The following is a 6,537-nucleotide window of genomic DNA, read 5'->3' as shown; positions in this document are numbered from 1 at the left end:
CGCCGCAGGAGTACGTCGACCGGTGCGTGCAGCTCGAGCGCGGCCAGGTGATCGACCGTGACACGTTGCTCCGCAAGTTCGTCGACGTGCAGTACACCCGCAACGACCTCGCGTTCACCCGCGGCACGTTCCGGGTGCGGGGCGACACGATCGAGGTCTTCCCGGTCTACCAGGAGCTCGCCGTCCGCATCGAGATGTTCGGTGACGAGATCGAGCGCCTGACCACCCTGCACCCGCTCACCGGCGAGGTCGTCAGCGAGGACGACAGCGCCATGATCTTCCCGGCCACCCACTACGTCGCCGGGCCGGAGCGCATGGAGCGGGCGATCGCCGGCATCGAGGCCGAGCTCGAGGAGCGGCTCGCCGCGCAGGAGCGGCAGGGCAAGCTGCTCGAGGCACAGCGGCTGCGCATGCGCACGACCTACGACATCGAGATGATGCGCCAGGTCGGTTTCTGCTCCGGCATCGAGAACTACTCGCGCCACATCGACGGCCGCGGGCCGGGCACCCCGCCGCACACGCTGCTCGACTACTTCCCCGACGACTTCCTGCTCGTCATCGACGAGTCGCACGTCACGGTGCCGCAGATCGGCGGCATGTACGAAGGCGACATGAGCCGCAAGCGCACGCTCGTCGAGCACGGCTTCCGGCTGCCCAGCGCCATGGACAACCGGCCGCTGAAGTGGGAGGAGTTCCTGGAGCGGATCGGGCAGACCGTCTACCTGTCCGCGACCCCGGGCGACTACGAGCTGTCGCGCTCCGACGGCGTGGTGGAGCAGATCATCCGGCCGACCGGCCTGGTCGACCCGCTGGTCGTCGTCAAGCCCACCAAGGGCCAGATCGACGACCTCATGCACGAGATCAAGGAGCGGGCCGGCCGCGACGAGCGGGTGCTGGTCACGACGCTGACCAAGAAGATGGCCGAGGACCTCACCGACTACCTGCTCGAGCACGGGGTGCGGGTGCGTTACCTGCACAGCGAGGTCGACACGCTGCGCCGGGTCGAGCTGCTGCGCGAGCTGCGGATGGGCGACTACGACGTGCTCGTCGGCATCAACCTGCTCCGCGAGGGGCTGGACCTCCCCGAGGTGTCGCTGGTCTCGATCCTCGACGCGGACAAGGAGGGCTTCCTCCGGTCCGACAAGTCGCTCATCCAGACCATCGGGCGCGCCGCCCGGCACGTGTCCGGCGAGGTGCACATGTACGCCGACGCCATCACCCCCTCGATGGAGCGGGCGATCGGCGAGACCAACCGCCGGCGCGAGAAGCAGGTCGCCTACAACACCGAGAAGGGCCTCGACCCGCAGCCGCTGCGCAAGCGGATCGCCGACATCCTCGACGACATCGTCCGCGACACCGCGAGCGACGAGCTGATCGGCGGGTCGGGCCGGCAGCAGTCGCGGGGCAAGACGCCGTTGCCCGGCATGGCCTCACGCAGTGAGAGCGCCGGCAAGCACGCCGCCGAGCTGGCCGGCATGCCGCGGCACGACCTGGCCCAGCTGATCCAGCAGCTGCAGGACCAGATGCACGCCGCCGCCGAGGAGCTGCAGTTCGAGCTGGCCGCGCGGCTGCGCGACGAGGTCAACGAGCTCAAGCGCGAGCTCCGAGCCATGGATGGGGCCGGCGTCCGCTGACATCTCGGCCCCGAGCGGAAGGCCGGTCGATCCGGCCCAGACGGTGCGCGGCGGGGACGCCGTACGGCGCGACGTCGTGACCTCTTGGTCAGGCGGCCCCGGTGTTGTCGGCGGCCAGGCCGTTGTTGGCGGCATAGGCTGCCGCCTCCAGCCGCGAATGAACCCCGAGCTTGGCCAGGATGTTCTGAACGTGGGTGCGCGTGGTGTTGATCGACACGCCGATCTCGGCGGCGATCTCGGTGGTGTTGCGGCCTTCGGCGAGCAGGCGCAGGACCTGTGTCTCTCGAACAGTCAGCCGGTCCCGCGGGTTGAGTCCTGCCGGCGACGCCGGTGCCGGGCGGCTCGCGGCGAGGCGCGGCAGTGCGTAGCCGCCCGCGCACACGTCCTGGATGGCGGCCCGCACCCGTGCGATCGAGTCGTTGACCGTGATGAAGCCGTACGCCCCGCTGCTCATCGCCTCGGCGACCGCGCCTATCTGCGGCGCCTGCGCGAGGGCGATCACCCGGCAGCCGGCAAGTCCGGCAAGGTCGGACATCCGTGCGCGCCACGTCTGCGGATCGGTCATCTCGAGCACCACGACATCCGCACCCACGTCCGCGCAGCGCGACCGCAGCTGCGGGTCGTCGGGGTGCAGCACGGTCACCAGGAAGGCGGCTTGGTCCTCGAGCGCCAGCGCCAGCGTGCCGCCCAGCAGCAGCAGCCTCGTGGCCAGCACCACCGACACACGCGCCGCAGGCAAGGGTGGCGCCTAGCGTTCGTCCGTCGCGGGATGGTGCGGCAACGCCGCCACGCGACGACTGTCTGCATCTACGGTGCCGCCGATAGGTCGCATCAGGCTCTCCCTTGCCCGTCCGAGGGGGGCGTCGCCGAGGGCTGGAGCGACAACTGCGCCGGCGACGTTAGGCCGGGATCGTTGCCTTACCGCGGGACCGCCAAGCCTAGGTTGGCTCGGCGGCCTCTGGCAACTGATGGCTCGGACACGACCGGAGCCGAAGCCCGAGGTGGACGATTGGCAACGTTCCTGGTCCAGCGCCGACGCCATCGACGCGTGCACCAGGTGGATGGAATTCGTCGGTTTTTTTGGTACATCCGTGGGCGGGCGAGCGCACGGGTGAAAACGGTGCACCGCGCCGGCTGTGGTGAGCCACCAGGTCTGAACGCCGCGTGCGCCGTGGCCTGCCGCGCAGCCCGTACAGGCCTCCTTAATGTCGATATTCCCGCCAAGTAATACAGGCGATAAGTGATTTTTACCGCAAAACGCACGAACGATGATCGTCGCGCCAGAAATACGCAACTTGCAGTAGGCGGGCTGCGCTCTCGGGGACGATGATTTCTGGCATTGAGATTTCATGTATTGCCGGACAGGAGTGACCGCCATGCCCGGGGGGAGATCGTGACGGTGGGCGGCTTGCGCGTTGTCCTGTGTGATGGGCAACGCGTGCTGCGTGACGCGTTGCAGAACTTCCTCGAGCGCCAACCGGAGATTGCGAGCGCCCTGATCGGACGCAACGGTGATGAGCTGGTGCGGCTCGTGCGAAGCCAAGGCGCCGACGTCGTCGTTCTCGACCTCGCAACGGAGCGTGTCGCCGACACCGTCGAGGTGCTCGAGGCGCTGAGCAACCTCGGCAAGCCGTTGGCCGCGCTGACCATGGGGGAGTGTGACGAGCCCGCGACGATCGCACGCGTGCTGCTGGCAGGAGCCCTGGGTTTCGTGCACAAGAGCCAGGGACCCGAGGAGCTCTACGACGCGATCCTGCGGGTGGCCGACCAGCAGACGGTGCTGCCGACGAACCTGGCCATTGCCGTGCTCCAGCACGTGCACCAGCAGCAGCAGGCCCGCGAGCGCCGCAGCGACCTGATGCGGCAGCTCACCGACAGGGAGCGTGAGGTGCTCACCTTGATGGCGTCGGGTTACACCCGCCGCGCGATAGCCAGGCGCCTGCACCTGTCGCCGCACACCGTGCGCACGCACGTCAGCCGTGCCATGGACAAGCTAGGCGTCCATAGCCAGCTCGCTGCCGCAGCGGTGGCCCGCGAGGCGTTCGAAGTCACCGGATGGTCGGGGTCGGCCGGCCAGGTGGCCCAACGTCACTGATCGGGACGTCGCGGCAATCACGGCCTGAGCCTCCTCATGCAGTCGGCGTACACCGGTCTGATGCAGGAGGCCCCTCTGCTTCCCGGACCCGTGAAAACGCAGCACTGGCAGGTGATATTGGTCGCACGCCAGAAGTTACGAAGCGGTCGTCCGGTGAGATCCGTCGAGTACTTTCCCAACAGGGGGGGCCAAGATGGCGCAGAGCAGCGACGCCTCGCAGCCTCAGAGTCTCGATCACGCCGTGTGGCAGGTCCTGACCGACGCCTACCTGCAGGATGCCTGGCACATGGCGCGCAGCGCCGGACTGAGCCCGGAGGCGGCTACGGCCGCCTGCGAGGTCACGGTGATCAGGCTGCTGGAGCTGCTCGACAGCCCGCCTGCCTGGTGCCTGGACGGCTGGTCGTTGAGCGGGTGGGTTGTACGGACCCTGCTCGCCGAGATCCACCGCGCGCGCCGCGTGGAGGACTGGCGCCGAGGGGCACCCCCGGAGTCCGACCTGGGCGTCCGCTGCTCGTCCGACTTCCGCCCTGGCCTCCCGGCTACAGCTGCGGCTTTGGAGCGTGAGATATGACGCCGACCGACTCGCTGATCGACGACGAGGTCGCTGCGCTCGTGTCCGCTGCGGCCGCAGGCAGTCGGCCCGCATGGGACGAGCTCGTCGACAGGTACGTCGGCTTGCTGTGGTCGATCGCGCGCGGCTTCCGGCTGAGCGAGTCGGACGCCGCCGACGTCGTGCAGACGACATGGTTGCGGCTGCTCGAGCACATCGACGGCGTGCATGACGGCGCCCGCGTCGGGGCCTGGCTCGCGACCACCGCCCGTCGCGAGTGCCTGCGTGCCCTCGCGTACCGCAACCGGGTGGTCCTGGGAGACGACGCGCTGCTCGAGCAGGCGGTCGAGCAGGAGGACGTCGCCGCCGCGTTGCTGCGTCGCGAGCGCAGCGACGAGCTGTCGCGGGCGATCGAATCCCTGCCTCGCAGGTGGCGGCAGGTCATGGACATGCTGCTGGCCGACCCCTCGCTGTCGTACGACGAGATCTCCCAGCGGCTCGGGATCCCGATCGGCAGCATCGGCCCGACCCGCGGCCGCTGCGTCGCCCGGCTGCGAGTCGCGCTCGTGGAGTAAGCCGGCTCCGCAGGAAGTATCGCGACGCTGCATCAAGGGGGCGTATCTGCCCTCGCGAGTGATCCTCTTGTTGCACTACCGTGAGTGCACGGGAAAGCTCGCGAGGGGAGGCAGTCATCGACAGCGTCCCGGAAGGGGTGCGCCGCGCGGCGCACGCGGTCTTCGACCGCCGCGAGCCGGGCGTCCCGGTAGCGGGCATCCTCTTCGACAGCCTGCTGGAGCCCGACGGCGGTGATCTGCGCGTACGCCGGCTGGAGTTCGGTGGGGAGAAGCTGACCGTGGTCCTGCAGGTGTGGCGCGATGCGCCGGCGCTCACTGCGCTGGTGCGGGTGAGCCCGGCCGAGGAGTACGACCTCGCCCTGCGACGCAGCGGTCCGCCGATTCATGCCGTCACCGACCAGGACGGCTGCGCGCGGCTATCCGGGGTCGGGACCGGGTTGGTCAGCCTTCTCGTGACCAAGCGCGGGTGCGAGAAGACCCGGGTGCGCACGGCGTGGATTCAGCTCTGACCGCCACCGGCTGCCTCACGGCGCGCTGACGCGGGTCGACGGTCCGGTCGCGGTCGGCTTCGGCACCGGGAGCGTGCCGAACCCGCCCGCGGCGACCTGGCTGCGAAATGCCTCCAGGGTCGTGGGGTGGTTCTCGAAGCGCCAGTCGGCCTTCGGCGTCGCGTGGTCGAACCAGACGAGCCCGATGAACTCCGGGTTGTCGCGAACGCCGGTGAAGAGCGAGTCGATCTCGGCCGCTCGCGTCGCCGGGTCGGAAGCCGATGCGCCGGTCTCGGCGATCAGCCATGGTTTGTCGCCGGCGAAGCGCCGCAGCTGCGCCAAGGTGTCGGCGTACTCGGCCTCGAAGCTCGTGACTGCGTTGTCGAGATAGCCCGAAAGGCCGACCCAGTCGACGTAGCGGTCGCCGGGATAGACCGAGGCGAGCGGGACGCGCGGCGCGCCGGAGACCACGTTGACCGACCAGACCCAGATCACGTTCGCCGCGCCCGCGTCGTGGAAGATCTGCCACACGTGGCGCCATGCCCGCACGTAGGCGGCCGCGCTGTTGCCGGCCCCCTGGGTGGCGACCCCCCAGGGGTACCAGTAGCCGTTCATCTCGTGCGCGAAGCGCAAGGCGACGGGCGTGCCGAGGTCGCGCAGCGCTATCGCCTGGGTGCGAATGTACGCGTCGTAGCGCCCGGAGCTCAGCATCGCGAGGGTGTAGTCGGGCTGGTCGAATCGCGGGGTCCCGTCGGGCCCTCGGTTCCACGGGTCCCAGGGTTCCCAGGTGAGCAAGGGCAGCAGGCCTGCCGCCCACGTGGCCCGGGCCCACTCGAGGTTGATCGGTTCCGTCCAGGGCTCGAAGTACTCGAGTAGGTTCGGCCGGTGGCCGGCGAGCTGGCCCAGCAGGTCGACCGCCGCGAGGTCTCGCGGCCCCTCGGGCAGGCTGATGCCGAGGTAGGGCGCCGCCGGTCGGATGAGGCGCTCGAGCGGACTTCGGTGCGTTGCGGAAGTGTGTGTCGACACGTCTGCGGCGCCTGGCCCGGTGGCGGGCGGCAGTCCGTGCCGCCCTTGCGTCGCCGGTGCAGCGGGCTCGCCCGCACCAGCGATCAGGACGCCTCCCACCGCGAGCGCGCAGGACACCGCGAGCCCTACTGCTGTCCACGTGACCCAGCGCGGCACGACCGTCCCTTCG

At 69.6% G+C, this 6,537-nt stretch carries 7 protein-coding genes; 5 read left to right on the top strand and 2 right to left on the bottom strand.

Annotated elements, in window-relative coordinates; all coding sequences use genetic code 11:
- Positions 1 to 1,634: excinuclease ABC subunit UvrB (uvrB, locus tag VFJ21_14565; GenBank protein HET7408343.1), on the top strand; the 1,634-nt coding region annotated here is incomplete at its 5' end.
- 88 nt (positions 1,635 to 1,722) lie between these two features.
- Here the strand turns inward: uvrB and VFJ21_14560 are convergent.
- Entirely contained in the window at positions 1,723 to 2,373 is a 651-nt protein-coding gene (locus VFJ21_14560) for a response regulator transcription factor (protein ID HET7408342.1), read from the bottom strand.
- A 654-nt stretch (positions 2,374 to 3,027) separates the two neighbouring features.
- On the opposite strand from VFJ21_14560, the gene VFJ21_14555 reads away from it, so the two are divergent.
- From VFJ21_14555 to VFJ21_14540, 4 genes are all read left to right on the top strand, one after another.
- Complete coding sequence (locus VFJ21_14555; protein ID HET7408341.1) at positions 3,028 to 3,729, top strand: response regulator transcription factor; 702 nt, start codon at positions 3,028 to 3,030, stop codon at positions 3,727 to 3,729.
- Positions 3,730 to 3,970: 241 nt separating this feature from the next.
- On the top strand, positions 3,971 to 4,300 hold the full coding sequence (locus VFJ21_14550) for a hypothetical protein (protein HET7408340.1): 330 nt from the start codon (positions 3,971 to 3,973) through the stop codon (positions 4,298 to 4,300).
- Entirely contained in the window at positions 4,297 to 4,854 is a 558-nt protein-coding gene (locus VFJ21_14545) for a sigma-70 family RNA polymerase sigma factor (protein HET7408339.1), read from the top strand. Before VFJ21_14550 ends, VFJ21_14545 begins: the two co-directional genes overlap by 4 nt.
- An 80-nt stretch (positions 4,855 to 4,934) precedes the next feature.
- Complete coding sequence (locus tag VFJ21_14540; protein ID HET7408338.1) at positions 4,935 to 5,363, top strand: hypothetical protein; 429 nt, start codon at positions 4,935 to 4,937, stop codon at positions 5,361 to 5,363.
- A 15-nt stretch (positions 5,364 to 5,378) separates the two neighbouring features.
- Here the strand turns inward: VFJ21_14540 and VFJ21_14535 are convergent, their stop codons facing one another.
- Positions 5,379 to 6,368: a glycosyl hydrolase gene (locus VFJ21_14535; protein HET7408337.1), complete on the bottom strand. Its 990-nt coding sequence runs from the start codon at positions 6,366 to 6,368 to the stop codon at positions 5,379 to 5,381.
- Between the last annotated feature and the right edge of the window lie 169 nt (positions 6,369 to 6,537).

This window comes from Mycobacteriales bacterium (assembly GCA_035690485.1).
GTDB lineage: Bacteria > Actinomycetota > Actinomycetes > JAFAQI01 > DASSKL01 > DASSKL01.
Note: the sequence above shows the minus strand (reverse complement) of the source record. Positions and strands in the feature narration are given on the sequence as shown.